We start from the raw sequence: 16,694 nt of genomic DNA, 5'->3' as shown, positions 1-16,694 counted from the left end.
GGTTACTTTCTTTAACAATTTTTGGAATGTAAATTTTTATATTACTCATTTCTCAATTTTGTAAAGTATTGCCTTCAGCGTCAGGTAACTCTATCTCATGGCAGACATTAATAAACGTGGGGGGAGCAAAAATAAAAAAGGCCGGTTACTCAGCCTACCATGTTCATTAATCGTCATTTTCTTCGATTTCGGTCATTCATATATAAGTCAGTCCATTTTATGCTGCCGCGTCAGTCTTGCTTTCGGGCTGAGCGGTCAAACGTGCTGACCATCCTTCCCTGTAATGCACAGGCGTCAGCAAAACCCGTCGCCGTTCGTTACATAATGCATTCCCGATAACAACTTCACCGGGTATGCCGCAGAGTGACAACTGGATATTGGCCATGCCCGCTGCCAGCGGATCAATGTCAGTCACCGGTACCAGATTTTTCCGGACTGCGTCGCGCCTTCCACCTGCGTCAGCCAGGGCAGATGATGAAACAGGCCTGCCCAGAATACCGCGCAGACCCAGCCCGGGGCCTGTGCCGACTGCTCTTCAGGTGTGGCGCCGGGCGGCAGCATCATTCCCCTGACGAGCCTGACCGCCCGGACTGCCACGCCAAGACTGAGGTCGCCAAATCCCCCCGGTGACGAATACACACCGTTCCATGCGGCCGGGCAGTCCTGCACACGCTCAAGCATCGCCTGCGCAGGCATCAGCCACCATGCCCCGGTAACGGACTGTGAAAGCGGACTGTTATCTGCCAGCATTCTGACAAGCCTGCGGCGCTCCTCCGTCTGCAAAAACGTGCTGCCCTCCAGAACCGGGCGAAACGCCACCTCCCTGACGACCGCACTCTCCAGCTGTCCTGCAGGCCTGTTATTTCCCCGACCGGTCACTGTCTGCTTATGGCACAAAGCGGAAATGCTGACTGAGCTGGAGGTCCGCTATGAGCGAAAAGCGGACTTTCCTTTGCATGGTGTTTATCAAGAAGCGGTTGCGGTTTTGCAAAAAATCATATCTGGCAACGTCTGCGTCAGAAAGTCGTAAGGATACGTGCTTCCTTCTACACGTATACGTATCATTACACCTTCATAACTGTTGATTACAAGCTTTGCAGCACTTTCTGGTGACATTACCGGCGAAAGGGTTTGTGCATGCTGAGCGTCATTAAATACGTTAAGCAGATCGCTCTCCCAGAAGGAAAAAAATGCCGACACTTTTTGCCGGATTTTTCCACTGTTTCCCGAAATCGTCTGTCCAATAATACCGGCCAGGCAACCTGCTGAATCAGGTTCACGCTCAATATATTCCCTGTGCCGGTTAAGCCAGTTCATCAGGCGCACGCGAGGAATCAGGGTATTGTTCAGCAGCGTATCATTCCGCAGTTGTTGAAACGTCTCGATATAAGCGTCAAGCGTTGCACAAGCAAATTCTTCTTTACTCGGGAAAAGATTATAAAAAGAACCTTTAGGCATTCCTGCCTCACTCAGAATCGTTGTTATCCCCCCGCCTTCATAACCCTCTCTCATGAAAACCCGTATACCAGCATTCAAAAGCCGTTTGCGTGTATCATTTCTAGCCATAATAATTAGACCGTTCTACTTTTTTATAAGACTATAATAGGCAGGTACAAAAGATGCCACACTTCATGAAAGTGAGCAGACACACACTGGGGCTGATTATGGTGTGCCTCTCGGCCATCCTGTGGAGCTCAGCGGGATTTTTCGTGAGAATGCTAGATATGAACACATGGGCTATGGTCGCATGGCGCTCACTGTTTGCTTTAATGTCGCTGACTGTTCTGCTCGCGTGGAGCGGGCATTTACACCACTTTTCATTCCGCCGAAATGTAGGCTTGAAAGGCTTAATAACAGCGGTTGTTATGGCAGTTTCCATGTTCTGCTACGTAGCGGCACTTAAACTCACCAGCGTCGCAGGTGTGATGACCGTTTACGCCACCATTCCTTTTTTTGCTATGGGGCTGAGCTGGCTGATACAGAAGAAGAAAATAACAAAGCGCGCCCTTATCTCTGCGGGCGTCAGCCTTGTGGGAGTTATTGTCATGGCCGCTTCTGCCTCAGGGAAAGGCAATATGGCAGGCAACGCACTGGCTCTCTTGATGACGGCCGGGTTTGCCGCCAGCATAGTGTTGTCGGGGAAGTGGCCGGAAATGAACCTGCCGGCTGTCACAGCTCTTGCATGCGCCATCTGTGGTGTCTTCTGTTTTGCAATGATGCCGCCAGACCTTCCGTTTCCTGGTTTACATGACCTGCTGTGGTTGCTTGCTTTTGCGCTGGCCACTCAGAGTATGAGCTATCTGCTTTTCATGGCAGGAAGCCGGTATGTTGACCCCGCTGAGGCAAGCCTGATTGCACAGACTGACATAGTGCTGGGACCGCTATGGGTTTGGATCTTCTTTAGTGAATTACCGCCCGGCAGTACATTACTCGGAGCTGCAGTAACTTTTATAGCGGTAACGGGATATCTTGCGGGTGAGTATTACCTGAAAAGATAATCATTACGGAATAACAGATTACTGTAGCCTGAGCGCAAAAACTGATTGTTAACACATTATAACGTTCATGACGTCCGCTTCTGGCACAAAGCGGACAGGCTGACTGAGCTGAAGGTCCGCTATGAGCTGTGAGTTCAACTGATGGACGCAACACACTTATTGAAACGTTCTGCGGGTGATTCATAGTCTGGCGTTTTTCTCGGCCTTTCGTTGAGCTGTCTGGCAACACTGTTTAGTCTTTGCTGGCTGTGAACCGATAAGTCAGTTCCTTTTGGAAAATATTGTCTGAGCAATCTGTTCGTATTTTCATTTGAGCCACGTTGCCAGGGAGATTGAGGCTCGCAGAAGTAAATCTGAATGTCTGTCGCTATAGTAAATCGTGTGTGGCTGGTCATTTCAGCGCCACGATCCCAAGTTAATGTTTTATAAAGCTCAGCAGGTAATTCCCGGGCTTGTCTGATGAGTGCAGATATAACCGTTATGGTCCTGTTGTCTCTGATCTTCGCCAGCATAACAAAACGGGAATGGCGTTCTACGAGGGTGATGATACAGGAGTTTTTCGAGCCCTGAATCAGGTCACCTTCCCAGTGACCAGGAATGGCTCTGTCAGCCGCCTCTGGTGGCCTTTCGCTGACAGGTATCGTGTTCGGGATTGACCCTAATCCTTTCCCTTTAAGCGATGACGTTCTGGATCTACGCACTGCTCTTCCGCTTCTGAGGCATTGCTGCAGCTCTTTTTTTAATGCTCCCCGGGTTTGTATAAAAAGCGTTTTATAAATCGTTTCGTGTGACACATGCATTTCCTGATTATCCGGATAACAGCGTTTCAGCGAGCCGGCGATCTGTTCCGGCGCCCAGTCCTGATGCATCTTCTCTGCAATGATTTTACACAATGCGGGGCTTTCAGTTAGCTTGCAAGGTTTTGGTCTCAGCGCATTTTCCCACGCAGTCGCATCGGCTTTTGCTGCACGGTATTATTTTGCACCACCGTGCCTCCTGACCTCGCGGCTAATCGTTGAGGGCGCTCTTGATAATTTGGCGGCGATGTCCCTGATGCTGAGTTTTGCTACCAGTACTCTGGATATCTCCTCTCTTTCATCAGGCGAAAGCGCTAACCGGTGCCGTTTTCGCACGGGAGGACGTTAGCCGCCTGTCTGGTGGATAGTGGGCATAATGGAAGAATGATATCTGTCGAACATTCTGGCGATATCATGTAGAGAATCACCTTGCTTGTATCTGTCCCAGATAATTGCCTTCTGCTCTGGCGTGTAGTTAATCCGAGTTCTTCGTTTCATGACAACGTTCCCCTTGATTAAGGATAGCGTTGCATCGACCCATTGAACTCACAGCGAAAAGCGGACGTCGAAATGATGAGGCAGGCAAATTTTGCCAAATTAAACATAACAACCCAGGCCACGCATGCCATGAAAAAACCCGCCATCTTTCTGGGCGGGCTGAACAATCGGGTCACGTTCATAATTATTTCTAAATTATGTGCCGGAACCAGCAGGAACGGCACACCTTAAGCTTGGCCAGAAAACTCACAAAGAGCAAAAAAAAGCCCCGTAAAACGGGGCAGAGCAATGCGGTGGCTCTCTCAGGTGTCCCTGGTGTGGGGATAACTGGATTATCGGCCCTGTTTTTCCGGACATTAGTGCCACGTCAGAATATTTTCGCTTCTGCGTCTGCACGTCATCCTGTTTTCCCCTGACATCTCCTGGCTCCCGCCCCCCCGCTATAAGCGAGCTGCGGATATTGATAACATCATTCGGTGTGAATCAATTGGGAGCAGGTCAGTGTTATTCCGGCCGTGTTTGTGAAGTCTTGCTCAGCGATGGGAGTGCTGTTTGACAATGGCGGTGCGGCACTTATTCAGAAGCCGACTGTCATCTCTGTAATGCTATTTGCTGGCGCCAATGCCAGCATGTCCCAAAAGCTGCCCGGGGTGAATGAAATGTTTAATATCAGATAACAATAACCACCGTGTATACTTTGCTTACCACGCCCGGGAGGAGGTGGGTCATTGTATGTAGATGATTCAGAATGGGGATCATCCATCCTGATCAGACTTTGCGGGAATAAAAAGCAATTTTAAAATCTCACGGTAACACTGTTGCTTCTCATCATCATCATCGGCTGCAAGCTCCGATTTTTGCACTATTTTAATGCAAATTGTTGTTTTATTTATTTTGTTACCTGATCTGAGAATTTCACTGACTATTTGACCTAACACTCTTTGATATGAGGGGTCTACTTCAGCATCCAGAAGATGCGCAATTGAACTCAGGGGATCTCGCTTGGATAAATGACCGCGCATTTGTTCTCATGTTTGAGGGTAAGTTTGGGAGAATGTGAGCATAGTACATCTGTTAAGCCCACAATGGTTAGCTGGCAGAGTATAAAGGATGCAAAAAATTTGCGCACTGGCCTTTATCAGCCCGGTAAAACCGCCACACAGGCGGTTTTACCGGGCTGATATTAATGCCTCATGCCAGAGAAGTGGAAAATCAGTTCCTGTTTATTAGTAATATCAGCATCTTTATCAGACGAGTGATGATAACCCGACAAAGTGCTCAGTGTCCTGAGTGCATCGAGTATTGCCTGTTTCCTGTGAGCATCTTCTTCATTACACAGAAAAAGTTGCAGGCGTGCTGCCAGTGATTCGTTGCTGACCGGCGCCTCCTCCCTCAGAAGGGACAGCAGGGCTTCACCGGTGATAATGTCTATCCCTTTCGCGTTATGTCTCAACATATTATGTTCCTCATTACCTGGCTGTAAAAGGTCCGTCGGACCGACTGATGCTGTCGCTTCGTGCCGCCAGTCTGTTTTGTCCAATTTTTGAGTATAGCTACAGGTCCGGCTGAATATATAAAAACAGACTTATCCTGAGAGTTTTCAGGGTAAAATTTGATAACGGTAATGAGCAGCCCGCATGCAATATTTCCTCATACAGGGAGGAGTGATGAGTATGTTACTCATTTGTGCTTAATCCTGCAGTGGGGGCGGCCCGCGCCGGTGAACAAAAGGGTTCGCAGGATTGCAGGTGAAGTCAGTTGACCTGAACGAAGACAAACAAAGCAGGCTGGCAAAGATATGCCCGCTTACTGAGTCAAACGCGTGAAGATCCGGGTATGGGGGGGAGCATAGGCCTGTGAATGAAGCAAATAACATAATATTGCGTCCCGAAGATTGAGGTTATAAAATTTTTTCAATTTTTAGATGGCCAAAATGACCCGTTCTTCTTTATATCGTGAGAAATTGAGGCACTGCGTTTATTCACGATAGCGATCTGGACGGCAGTAAAACGGAGACAGTTTCAGAAATGAGTAGTCAGGTAACCGTGTAAATTTTTGGCCGGGTCATTATCAGTACGAAAGCACAGTTACGCAGTGTGATTATCAGGACTAAACAAATCTGATCCAGATATCAGTTCAGCCTGTTTACGCCCTTTTCCCAGCGTCATCGGCTCTTGTCGCAGCAGCCTGTCTTCGGGGAGAGAACCCAGAAATGGGCCTGTCAGGCCTCCTGCCCTGTGCACAAGGATAGTCAACCCGGAGAAGTTTTTTTGAACCTCAATGAAGCAGTCGAAAATTGCGCAAAAGAAATCAGGCGGATAGCTGGCGTCTGTCAGTCTGACGGAGACCTGAGTGCAGCAAAGTGCAGGGTCACTCTCGCCCTAAACGCGTTGGGGCATATCAACCGTACAAAACCTGATTTACAAATACTTAACTGGGGCCAGCTGCGTTTATCTCTTCAGTCACATTTAAACGGTTGTAGTGATATCAGATGGGTAACAGTCATTAAATACGCCAGAGCAAAAGCAAGCGCGCGCAGGGCCGGGGCCGTTAAGAAACAAAAAAAGGAAGTCTGACTGCTGACTGTAAGAAATGAAATGTGAATATCGCGGCTTGATGATGGTATCAGCGCGGAAACGATTTTTTCGCCGCGCTGGCGGGTCTGAAAGGCGCGTCGCCAGACAGCCTGATCCTCTGGCAGACCGGGCTAAGGCGGATGGCGGCAGTGGCAGCGAAAAAGAACATCGCTCTTCCTCATTGGTTCTGACCTGGAATAGCATCGGGTACTGATACACTGTGTACAGCACAGGTTCGTGTGCCTCCGTATTCTGCAGCTCATCCTCAGTGCACTCTTTTGTTCAGCATCTGTACTGCCTTTTTGCAGCCTTCACGGACACGCCAGTCACAGGTTTTCTGGCCGATCCGTCGCAGCGCACGTATGACATCTTCTTTTGGCGCGCCCGATTTTTTACTGAGAAGTCTGGGAACAATACAGCCAATCAGTTCAAGCGCTTTTTTACTGGTATCCTCTTCGGAACCCATGACGCCTCCGGGAAGCAAATGTTTTTTAATTATAGCATCCGGAGTGAGGCGACCCGAATGAGCGTGCCTGATGCGCGCTTCTGTGCAGATTCATGGGCTTTGTACAGGCAATCCTGACTGAATAAAGTCACCGGTTTCAGATATGCACCTGAACGGTGATACACAAGACCGGACACTGAATGGCGGGTACTCTGAGGCTGTTATCTTTACACTGAACGTCGGAGGGTTCGAGAGGCGTTGAGCACGTGCCGTTCTTTAAGTGCTTAAAGCCCTGACTGAAGAAATATGTGGGAAAGGGTAACTGTTATTTACGATATACTCAATGCTGAGAATTAACACAAATATTAAATCTGATTTATAGATTAATTAGTGGAATTATGGTTTATATACTATAAATTTATTGTCGGCTGGTATGTTTTCTTAAGCGACACTTGAAATTAATTTAAAATATTAATGGCGCTTAAGTGCGAGAAAACAGTATTTATCATATAAGTTTATTTTTTGAGGAAGATGCTTTTGCATCTTTTCAATTTCTTTTTTCGCGCCTGCTCCAGGGCGGTGCGGGGGACTGTCACACATGCTTACCAACCTCAGCGCCGACGAAGAACGCCGTCACCACGCGATCGCGATCCTGCGCAGGCCTGATGAAAGCCGGGATGATGTTCTGCAAAAATTTGTGCGGCTGGCCAGTCAGGCACTCGGTATACCGGGCAGTTTTATTTCCGTTCTGGATGATGAGAAACAGTACGTCAGTGCAGCACGAAATTTTAACCTTAAAGAATCCTCACGTGCTGACTCGCTTTGTCGTCATGTTGTCGACGGCGATACGGCAATGGTTGTTCCTGACACGCTTAACGATGAACGGTTCAGAACCCATCCCCTCATCACAGGTGCCCCATACATTCGTTTTTATGCGGGCACGCCATTAAAGAACAGTGAGGGCATTATCCTGGGGACCCTCTGCGTGACCGATACTGCACCACATGATTTTGGTGGTGAGCAGGTCACCATGCTCAGGCTCCTGGCTGCGCTGGTTATGTCGTTTCTGGAGGCCTGGCATGCTGCAAGCTTCGCCGATCCTGTTACCTCCCTGCCAAACCGCCAGCGCCTCATGCGTGACCTTCAGTACCTGAAAGCCTCGGAGGACAGAACACCACGACGTCTTATACTGATTGACTGCATCGACTTGTCACATGCTTACGAGCTGGCTCGTTCAATGGGCATGGAGCCAGTGGAAAGCCTGCTTAAAGACGTAGCCACGCTCCTGCCACTGCGGCTGAGGCCGGCACCCACGGATACGATTTACACGGTGGCCACGGGGCGGTTCGCTCTCCTTACCCGTGCCGACAGCATACTGAGTGCGTCCTGGGTAGTGGACAGACTGGAGGGCGTTCATGCTGATATCGGTGAGGGACTGAGCATAGCACTGACCATTCGCGCCGGTGAGGTGGATTTTTTGGCGGATGAATTGCCTTCGCAGGAAGTGCTTCGACGGTCTTTCAGCGCACTGCATGAGGCTGTCGGAGACAATATTGCCTGGAGGCGCTTCAGTGAAGCGTCTGACGGGCGCCGCACACGTGATTTTACACTGCTGAACGATCTTGCCTCAGCGCTGCGTAATAACCGGGGGCTTTATCTTGTCTATCAGCCTAAAATCTGCCTTAAACGCGGCATCCCTGTCGGGCTTGAGGCACTCATACGCTGGCATCATCCTACGTTCGGCGCGCTCTCACAGGCAGAGTTCCTTCCCCTTGCTGAGCAGACTGATTTACTCAGCGTCCTCACCGACTGGGTGGTCGATCGGGTGATTATGCGCCTCGTGCGGTTGCGTAACAGTCCCGTCCAGCTGCCTGTCTCGTTTAACGTGAGCGGTCAGGACCTGGCTCGCCCGTATTTTGCCCGTGATCTGGCAGAAAAAATGACGCGGGAAGAACTTCCTGCCGCACTGCTGGGAATTGAATGTCTGGAGACCGAACAGATAGTCGAAAATCACGCTGCGATAAAGGCACTTGAGGCGCTCAGGCTAAAAGGTTTCGTCATTTCACTGGATGATTTTGGCACCGGTCACAGCAATATTAACTACCTCCGGCGTATTCCGCTGGACGTTATCAAGCTCGACCGCTCACTCATTACCGGGCTTTCTTCTGACACAGCGTCACGCATTATTACACGCAGCATCATCAGCATGCTCAAGGAACTGAATTATGAGGTGCTGGCTGAAGGGGTTGAGAACGAGGAAACTGTCGCGGCTCTGACCCTGTACGGTTGCGATCAGGCTCAGGGGTTCTTTTATTCACGGCCTCTTGCCGAACCCGAGCTTGAGCAGTGGCTGACCTGGAGGCTGCGCGGCGCAGTTGAGAGGTAATATCACTTAAGGTCAGCCGCCGCTTCGCCAGACAAAAACACGTTTGCGGCAGTCTGAACACCATACCGGCTGTGAGCGTAAACCGGTATGTCTTCATTCAGTAAAGGTCCGGTTAAGTACGAATATAGCCGCTTAAACCGGACGACAACCTATCCCTGTATAGTGAAAGGTACGATAACTGCTCCTGCGTTATTAGCCGCGACGCGGTTTCGCCCGTCACGTTTGGCCTCGTACAGTGCCTCATCAGCATGGCGCAGGCCAGCCTCTCGCGCGCCATCCGGGCCTTGGTAAACGGCAACACCTGCTGAAATGGTCATTGTACCCACGCCTGTGAAGTGAGCGGTGCTGACTGTCATCCTTATACGCTCGGCCGTCGCTACACCGTCCGAAAGAGACGTCTGCGGCAGAAGCAGAATGAACTCTTCCCCTCCAAACCGGCTGACCATGTCAGCAGGCCTGCAGGCCTGTCTGAGTAATGCGGCCAGACTGACCAAAGCAACATCACCTGCGTCATGACCGAATGCGTCGTTGATGTTTTTAAAATGGTCGATATCAATCACGATGACGCAGTGTGTCGTGCCGTCCTTTACTCTTTCAGCCATTACATTAAAGCCACGGCGGTTATATAAGCCCGTGAGAGGGTCGGTCATCGCTTCATCACTGATGACGGCCATCTGCCCTGAGACAGCCGTCCGGTGATCCCGCACGGCTTCCGTCAGGCAGTCCGCTTCGTAATACCATGCCTTTACACCGCGTACCGACTCGGCGGTAGCGTTACTGCCCCCTTCACGCACGATTGCTGCGAGTCTTTCCAGAGGCAACGCAATACGTCCGGCAAGCAGTGCCATGACACCCGAGGTCAGTGCGATGATACCAATAATGAACCAGACGGTATTACGTACGGATTGCATAAGAATGGCACTGACCGTCTCAGAGGTTCCTGCCATGAAAATATTCCAGCCGGTTGAGCGAAGATTGGCATAGCCTACAAGTAGCTTACGGCCATCGCTCTCTGTACTGAACCGCCCGTTTTGCGTCTCTGCCAGGCGTTTTTGCACTGCGGCGGGGAGAACCATTTTCTCGCCGGTTTTTGACGGGTCGTGGTTGAAAATAATCAGCCCTTCGTTGCTGACAACACTGACCACCGCATCTCTGCCCAGGAAATGCTGACTCAGAATATCGCTCAGCATGCTCTGCTTTTTAAGATAAATTGTTCCCCCGATATAACCGAGATAACTGCCCTCCGGGCCAAAAAGTGGATGAGAGATGAAAATAACGTAATTGCCTGTTGCCGAGGTGAAAGGTGGCGATATGAAGGGCTTCCTGGTATCAATAGACTTACGGCTGGCAACCGATTTCAGCTTGACACCCACAAGTTTCATGCTTTCGGGTGACGTGGCGGCAATAACAGCGTCCCGGTTTACCACAACTACTGTATTAAAAAAGCCGGACTGAAGTCTGAGTCTGTCGCTTTCACCCGCCAGGTGGACAACATCATTCAGCGTCTTTATCTGAGACGCGCTCCAGGCCAGCTCCTGCTGGGCAGTCCTGAGGTAGCGGTCGGTTGTGTCAGCAAGCTTTTGAGCGTAAGCAATGTTGCTCTCAATCAGGCTTTCTTCAATGCTGTTTTTCTGGAAAAGAAAGAGTGCCCCCATAAGCAGGAAGCACGTGAAGATAATGCCTCCTGCAGTAAGTGATGTCAGCAGCATCCTGAGGTGAATTTTTTTTTGAAACATGGCAATAATCCTGACTGTATATATTTTCAAAATATACCAGTCAGTAGTGCGTTCAACTCGCCAATTAGATGACTGAAATGGTCGCTTTTCTCTTCACATACTCACCTCTTCCCGTCTTTTTAGTGGATAATCTGCCAGCTAATGAGAAGGGAATTATATTTACAGGGCAGGTCGACAGGTTCCTGTGGCCCTTCCATACCAATATTAAGGGGAACTGTTTTGCTAAAGAAACTCCTGAGAAGTCCTGTAACCGTCAAAAATGATGTTCGTGAGCTGAGAATCAGTGCGGGAATGGCGCAGGCATTCGCCGCAGAGCGATTTGAGATCAGTCTGCGCGTCTGGCCGTTGAAGGAGGCCAAAAAAACCGGCATCGCTGAGCCAGGGAGAATATGAACTTCTTCTGTTACTGGCTGGTAAGCACCCGCATTTTAATCTTAAAGGGCTGGATGATAAGTAGGCATCTCGCATCATTTTTGCAGAATTTATATATTTTTTTGAGTATCAGGTCCGGATTCAGGAAAAATGGTAAGGGGCCGCATCCTGCACAAATCAGACACTGCCCCTGGGGTTTCGTGAGTAACCAGACAGTTTTGTCTTTTAAACGCTCAGTAAATGCAGCATACCCCTCAATACGGATAAGGTATGCCGTCAGAGGGGAAGTCACTGAGCCCGGCCGCTCTGAAGTTACCGCAGTCATCCGACAAAATTAAATGTCAGAAACTTTGCCAGTTGTGATCCCCCTGTGTCGCACCAGACATCGCAGGGCGTAAGGCTTTTAACGGACTCTTCATCTGAGCATGGGTGGGTGTCGCAGTGGCTGGCGTGGAAACCAGCGTAAAGGTATTCACCAGCTCGTTCAGGGAAGCGGCCTGCTCCATAAGCGAGCGTGACGCCGCGGAGGCCTGCTCAACCAGCGCGGCGTTCTGTTGTGTAACGTCGTCCATCTGATTAACGGCCTGGTGAACCTGCCCGATACCCTGTGACTGTTCGCTGGCAGCTACAGAAATTTCATCGACCAGATCGGTAACCTGCCTAACGGCATCGTTCATGCGCGTCATATTGTTACCCACACCTTCTGCCTGGTCAGAGCCGGCTTCAACAAATCCCATAGACGATTCAATCAGCGTCTTGATTTCACGGGCAGAAGACGATGAACGCTGGGCGAGGTTACGGACCTCGCCGGCGACCACGGCAAAGCCACGGCCCTGCTCGCCGGCTCGTGCGGCCTCAACAGCGGCGTTAAGGGCAAGGATATTGGTCTGAAACGCAATTCCTTCGATAAGCGCAATAATATCCGTTATTTTTGCGGAGCTTCCCCTGATATCGCCCATGGTGGCCAGCAGCCGGCGGACACGGCCGGCACTGTCTTCTGAAATTTCCTGTGCGTTCTTAGCCAGCTGGCTGGCCAGCCGCGTGTTTTCTGCGGTCTGACGCACTGTCTCACTGAGTTCCGACATGCTGGCTGCTGTCTGCTCCAGCGAGGCTGCCTGTTCTTCCGTCCGAGAGGACAGGTCCTCATTTCCGGCTGAAATCTGAGCTGATGCTGAGCTGACTGACTGTGCAGAGGCTTCAACCTTTGTCAGGGAGGCAGAGACATTTTCAATCAGATGGTTAAAGGCTTTCGCTGTCATGCCGATTTCATCCCGGCGCGATGCGTCCACCCTCAGCGTCAGGTCAAGCCGTTCGCTGGCGGTTTCCATGGTCTTGCGCATGCCGTTCAGCTGTCGACGGATGGCAAAAATCGTTTTCAGTGTAAAAAAGCCGAGGATAATTATGGCCAGTGCAGAGCCCCCTGTCAGTCCCCACAGGGTGGTCCTGTACGTGCGATCATTCTCTTTACGCAGCGCGCTACCGATATCCACATTCAGCTTCAGTTGTTTCTGATAGCCGGCGATCAGCTCACGGGCCGCCGCGCCGATGCCGTCATTTCCCTGAAGTGCACCGAGAGACACGGCGTCATTCTGTGCGCGTGACCCTGCCAGAAAAGCAGGAAGAGTGGCGTCAATTTTTTTAATGGTGGCAAACGCGGCATCCGTCATCTGCCGATCCTGCTCATCTGAGACGTCGTTGTTCAGGTAATACTGGTTGAGGGTTTTAATTTGTCCGATAACACCATCAATTTCCTTTTCCACTTCAGCCTGTCGGCGCGGGTCTGTTGCGCTCTGGTGCCGGTAGAGCCATATGATGAGCGAATTGCTTCCGTCAACCATTCTGCCGATATCAAGCACGGAGGGGAGCGTGTTTTCCTGAACATACTGGAAGCGGGACTGAAACCCGTTGGCCACCATAACAGCCACGATGACCATCGCGCACAGAGCGGCAGAAAGGAGGGAAAAGGTAAGCAACAAGCGCTGTGTAATCGTCATTGGAGTTTCCTGCCACAGATGGCATCTTACAGGTTAATAAGGAATGAAGTTAAAGCAAACTGTCAGAACAAATATCGGCAGGAAAGCAGCATAAATTAGCCAGTAAAACTAAAAAGTGACATATCACTGAAATAAAAGGTGATTAATTCCCAACTTGTCTCGTTTTCTGGTTGATTAATCAGTCAGCGCAAGACTCTGCTGCCTCTGTGAAACTCTCAAAAAAAACCCGCATGGCGGGCAAGTAACAGTAATCAGGTCCATCTTTTGACTGACGCATGTTCCGACGGCTTTGGAAAAAGGCCTTTACCTGTGAAAACGGCAGCATGAATGCATACGCTGATTCAAAAGGTGCCGCCGTGATTCAATGCATTAAAGAACGGGGGGCCTCTGCCGATAAATTAAAACAAGCCAGCACCATGGAAAATGAGAAGGTCGGTCTTAAAATAACAAAGCAAATTCATTCTGATTTTACGGGGCCCCCTGGCCCCTTTTTTTATCCTGAAAGTACTTTTCTTTTTCACCTGCATCAGGGCCTGCGAAAGCCATGAATGACCTGCACAGCCCTCAGTTTTTGTCATTCATCCTGTGAATGACTTGCTCCGGACATCTGCATAGGCCCAACTCTCCCACGAGCGCTGACTTTCCCGTACATATTTCAGCAGTGAGGGCGCTCATGCAAAGAATCTTAACGTAAGTGAACGGACTTAAAGAGCGAACAACGTGAAGTGTATGACTGACATGCTCCCTGAGCGCCGGCGGCCAGCACTCAGGTGATTACTCGTACATAGATCAGTAAAGACGGAACTCAGAGTTTCAGCGACCCGAGGCTGGGTCGTGCTTCCCGCAGCGGGGAAGCGCTGAACTGACAGGAATGCTCTTTATGATGTCACTCATACCCTGAATGCCTCAACCAGTGCACGAAGCGAATGAGCCTGCTCAGAAAGAGACTGAGACGCGGAGGAGGACTCTTCAACCAGTGCGGCGTTATTCTGTGTCACGCCGTCCATCTGGCTGACCGCAATACTGACCTGAGATATTCCCTGCATCTGCTCCGACGATGCCAGCGCTATTTCATCCATGGCGCCAGCCAGTTCGCCAACCATGGCGACGATTTTAAGAATGCTTTCACCCGTGCCGCCGGCAACGGTGACGCCTTTTCCGACCTGCTCCACAGCCTGCGCAATAAGTGTTTTAATCTCTTTCGCCGCCGTCGCACTGCGCTGAGCCAGGATGCGAACTTCTCCGGCCACTACGGCGAAGCCCCGACCCTGCTCGCCTGCCCGTGCCGCCTCTACAGCTGCGTTCAGGGCAAGAATATTGGTCTGAAACGCAATACCCTCGATGACGCCGGTAATATCACCGATTTTGGAAGCACTTACAGAAATTTCATTCATGGTCTCGGACATCATCCTGACGTCAGTCTCACCGGTGCGTGCCAGACTCGCAGTTTCCCTGGCTGAGTAGGCTGTCTGCTGCGCTCCGGCGGTATTGCTTTTTACGGTGGCGGTGAGTTGCTCCATGCTGGCTGCGGTTTCCTGAAGCGCCGCTGCCTGCTGTTCGGTACGGGAAGACAGCTCAGTATTGCCCTGTGCAATCTCGTCGGCGGCCAGCGCTACGCTTCCGGAGGAGTTTTTAATCTCAGTAACCAGCTGCCGTAATTTCGACTGCATCTCGCCTAAGGACGCCAGCAGGCTGTTCCTGTCATTGCTGCGTAACCTCACCTCAGAGGTGAGGTCACCCGCCGCTATGGCGGCCGCCAGTACCTGAGCCTGCGCGGGTTCGCCACCCAACTGTCTCATCAGAATGCGGGTAATAATAAAACCGGTAGCGACGGAAAACACGACAGAAAGCGTGGCAAGAACGACCAGAATAAAGGAGGCCCGGTCTGTGTTTTCGCTGTTTTGCTGAACGACCTGGCGGGTGTTGTTCATCTGAATAACGGTCATTTCGTTAAGGCTGTCCAGAAGGCTTCGCTGGATGGGGCGCACCGTGTTCATCAGGTAGGAGGTTGCCTGCTCCGGCTGATTGTTCAGGCCAAACTGTCCGGCTGTCTCAAGACCTGCCATCACCTGTTCATCGTTAGCGGTTATTTTCTCAAAAACAACCCTGCCCGCCGGCGTTGAATCCTGCCGCATCATAGTGGCAAGGGCTTCCCGGTTACTCATGTACTGGTTTTTTTGTGTCTCCAGCCGCCTCCACTCAGGCTCCATCGCCTTTGTTTCATTCAGGAGGGCGAGGTTACGCGCTGCGATAGCCATGTCCCGCACGTTGCCGCGCATGTCAAGTATCAGCTGGTATTTCTTCATTTTGACGTTAAGCGCATCCTCCATCCCGTCACGGGCGCTGTGCAGGGCGTGGAGAGAGATGGCAGTGCAGAGGACAAATAACAGAATCAACAGCCCAAAACCGGTGGCCAGCCTGACGGATATTTTCATTTTTATGATTTCCTGATGTGATGTTATGTCGTCTAACTATCGGCACAGCCTTTCCAGTTCATTAGGTTGTTTGCAAAAAAATTACACAGATATATATAGTGCACTACTTAATTGCCAATTTAAAAAGCAACCCCCCCTTATCCTCCTGTTGTGCAGGCAGGTATACTGTCATGTAAGACAGTACGGGTATCCATGACGGAACACGTTAACGGGCATCCGGAATGAGGTAACGGCAGGAAAAATCATGGAAAATTCAGCGCTCGATTCAGAGAGTCCCGGTGGTGTGGTACTGCTTGATGAGCAGTTGTGTTTTGAACTCTATGCAACGTCTCTTGCCATGACGCGGCTTTATCAACCCCTACTAAGGCAGCTCGGGCTGACCTATCCGCAATATCTGGTGATGCTTGCACTTTGGGAAAAGGACGGGATTACCGTTTCAGAGGTGGCTCAGCGCGTACAGCTCGACTCCGGCACGCTCAGTCAGCTTCTCAGGCGCCTGGAGCAGGCTGGTTTTATTGTCCGCCGGCGGGATGCTGAAAAAGATGAAAGGCGGGTCATCATCACGCTGACCAGTCAGGGAGACGATTTCAGAAAACAGGCCAGCGGGATATCCGGAGCAGTCATAAAGGACATTGGTATGTCTTATGAAGCCCTTGCTTACTTAAGGGATGACGTGTCGTTGCTGCGCCGTAAAATTAATGCAGCCCTGCATACGGCCCAAAAGCGCGGGTAAATTATTTCCGGCTGCTTTTGATAAAAAGCATTTCAATCTGCTTTCCACGCATCATACACAGTTTGAAATTAGCAATGTCCGCTTGTGGCGCTAAGCGGACAGGCTGACTGAGCTGAAGGTCCGCTATGAGCTGTGAGTTCAACCGATGGATGCAACACACTGGCTAAACCGCTCTGCGGGTGATTCATAGTCTAGCGTTTTTCTCGGCCTTTCGTTGAGCTGTC

The 16,694-nt window shown here is 50.6% G+C and carries 11 protein-coding genes and 4 pseudogenes; 5 read left to right on the top strand and 10 right to left on the bottom strand.

Annotated elements, in window-relative coordinates; genetic code table 11:
* Nucleotides 1-217: 217 nt before the first annotated feature.
* The 3 genes and pseudogenes from FBY13_RS02790 to FBY13_RS02780 all read right to left on the bottom strand — a co-directional run.
* Nucleotides 218-421: pseudogene (locus FBY13_RS02790) on the bottom strand (SAM-dependent DNA methyltransferase); the annotation flags it as partial.
* Nucleotides 418-750 (bottom strand): annotated as a pseudogene (locus tag FBY13_RS02785) (TraI domain-containing protein); the annotation flags it as partial. The pseudogenes FBY13_RS02785 and FBY13_RS02790, both read right to left, overlap by 4 nt.
* 216 nt (nt 751-966) lie before the next feature.
* Nucleotides 967-1,566: a TetR/AcrR family transcriptional regulator gene (locus FBY13_RS02780; RefSeq protein WP_145393424.1), complete on the bottom strand. Its 600-nt coding sequence runs from the start codon at nt 1,564-1,566 to the stop codon at nt 967-969.
* 53 nt (nt 1,567-1,619) lie between these two features.
* Here FBY13_RS02780 and FBY13_RS02775 point away from each other — a divergent pair, with 53 nt between their 5' ends.
* Nucleotides 1,620-2,498, top strand: a complete 879-nt coding sequence (locus FBY13_RS02775) for a DMT family transporter (protein WP_145393423.1) — start codon at nt 1,620-1,622, stop codon at nt 2,496-2,498.
* A gap of 134 nt (nt 2,499-2,632) precedes the next feature.
* On the opposite strand, the pseudogene FBY13_RS02770 reads toward FBY13_RS02775, so the two are convergent.
* The 4 genes and pseudogenes from FBY13_RS02770 to FBY13_RS02755 all read right to left on the bottom strand — a co-directional run bounded on the left by FBY13_RS02770 (nt 2,633) and on the right by FBY13_RS02755 (nt 6,835).
* Nucleotides 2,633-3,631: pseudogene (locus tag FBY13_RS02770) on the bottom strand (IS30 family transposase).
* Between the two features lie 917 nt (nt 3,632-4,548).
* Entirely contained in the window at nt 4,549-4,815 is a 267-nt protein-coding gene (locus tag FBY13_RS02765) for a biofilm development regulator YmgB/AriR family protein (protein WP_145393422.1), read from the bottom strand.
* A 161-nt stretch (nt 4,816-4,976) separates the two neighbouring features.
* Complete coding sequence (locus FBY13_RS02760; protein ID WP_145393421.1) at nt 4,977-5,249, bottom strand: hypothetical protein; 273 nt, start codon at nt 5,247-5,249, stop codon at nt 4,977-4,979.
* 1,385 nt (nt 5,250-6,634) lie between these two features.
* Complete coding sequence (locus FBY13_RS02755) at nt 6,635-6,835, bottom strand: hypothetical protein (RefSeq protein ID WP_145393420.1); 201 nt, start codon at nt 6,833-6,835, stop codon at nt 6,635-6,637.
* A gap of 577 nt (nt 6,836-7,412) precedes the next feature.
* Here FBY13_RS02755 and FBY13_RS02750 point away from each other — a divergent pair.
* A complete protein-coding gene (locus tag FBY13_RS02750; protein ID WP_145393419.1) occupies nt 7,413-9,200 on the top strand; it encodes a GGDEF domain-containing phosphodiesterase in 1,788 nt (595 codons plus the stop codon).
* 149 nt (nt 9,201-9,349) lie between these two features.
* On the opposite strand, the gene FBY13_RS02745 is transcribed toward FBY13_RS02750, so the two are convergent.
* Nucleotides 9,350-10,936: a sensor domain-containing diguanylate cyclase gene (locus FBY13_RS02745; RefSeq protein WP_145393418.1), complete on the bottom strand. Its 1,587-nt coding sequence runs from the start codon at nt 10,934-10,936 to the stop codon at nt 9,350-9,352.
* A 219-nt stretch (nt 10,937-11,155) separates the two neighbouring features.
* Here FBY13_RS02745 and FBY13_RS23635 point away from each other — a divergent pair.
* Nucleotides 11,156-11,393, top strand: a pseudogene (locus tag FBY13_RS23635) (hypothetical protein).
* Nucleotides 11,394-11,649: 256 nt separating this feature from the next.
* On the opposite strand, the gene FBY13_RS02735 reads toward FBY13_RS23635, so the two are convergent.
* Nucleotides 11,650-13,302 (bottom strand): methyl-accepting chemotaxis protein, encoded by a 1,653-nt coding sequence (locus FBY13_RS02735; RefSeq protein WP_145393417.1) that lies wholly within the window; start codon nt 13,300-13,302, stop codon nt 11,650-11,652.
* A gap of 323 nt (nt 13,303-13,625) precedes the next feature.
* On the opposite strand from FBY13_RS02735, the gene FBY13_RS02730 reads away from it, so the two are divergent.
* Entirely contained in the window at nt 13,626-13,850 is a 225-nt protein-coding gene (locus FBY13_RS02730; RefSeq protein WP_186440779.1) for a hypothetical protein, read from the top strand.
* Nucleotides 13,851-14,192: 342 nt separating this feature from the next.
* On the opposite strand, the gene FBY13_RS02725 is transcribed toward FBY13_RS02730, so the two are convergent.
* A complete protein-coding gene (locus FBY13_RS02725; protein WP_145393415.1) occupies nt 14,193-15,737 on the bottom strand; it encodes a methyl-accepting chemotaxis protein in 1,545 nt (514 codons plus the stop codon).
* Nucleotides 15,738-15,981: 244 nt separating this feature from the next.
* On the opposite strand from FBY13_RS02725, the gene FBY13_RS02720 reads away from it, so the two are divergent.
* Nucleotides 15,982-16,470, top strand: coding sequence for a MarR family winged helix-turn-helix transcriptional regulator (locus FBY13_RS02720; protein ID WP_145393414.1), 489 nt, complete (start codon nt 15,982-15,984; stop codon nt 16,468-16,470).
* Nucleotides 16,471-16,694: the final 224 nt, after the last annotated feature.

It is taken from the genome of Pantoea sp. SJZ147, from assembly GCF_007828605.1.
GTDB lineage: Bacteria > Pseudomonadota > Gammaproteobacteria > Enterobacterales > Enterobacteriaceae > Pantoea > Pantoea allii.
Note: the sequence above shows the minus strand (reverse complement) of the source record. Positions and strands in the feature narration are given on the sequence as shown.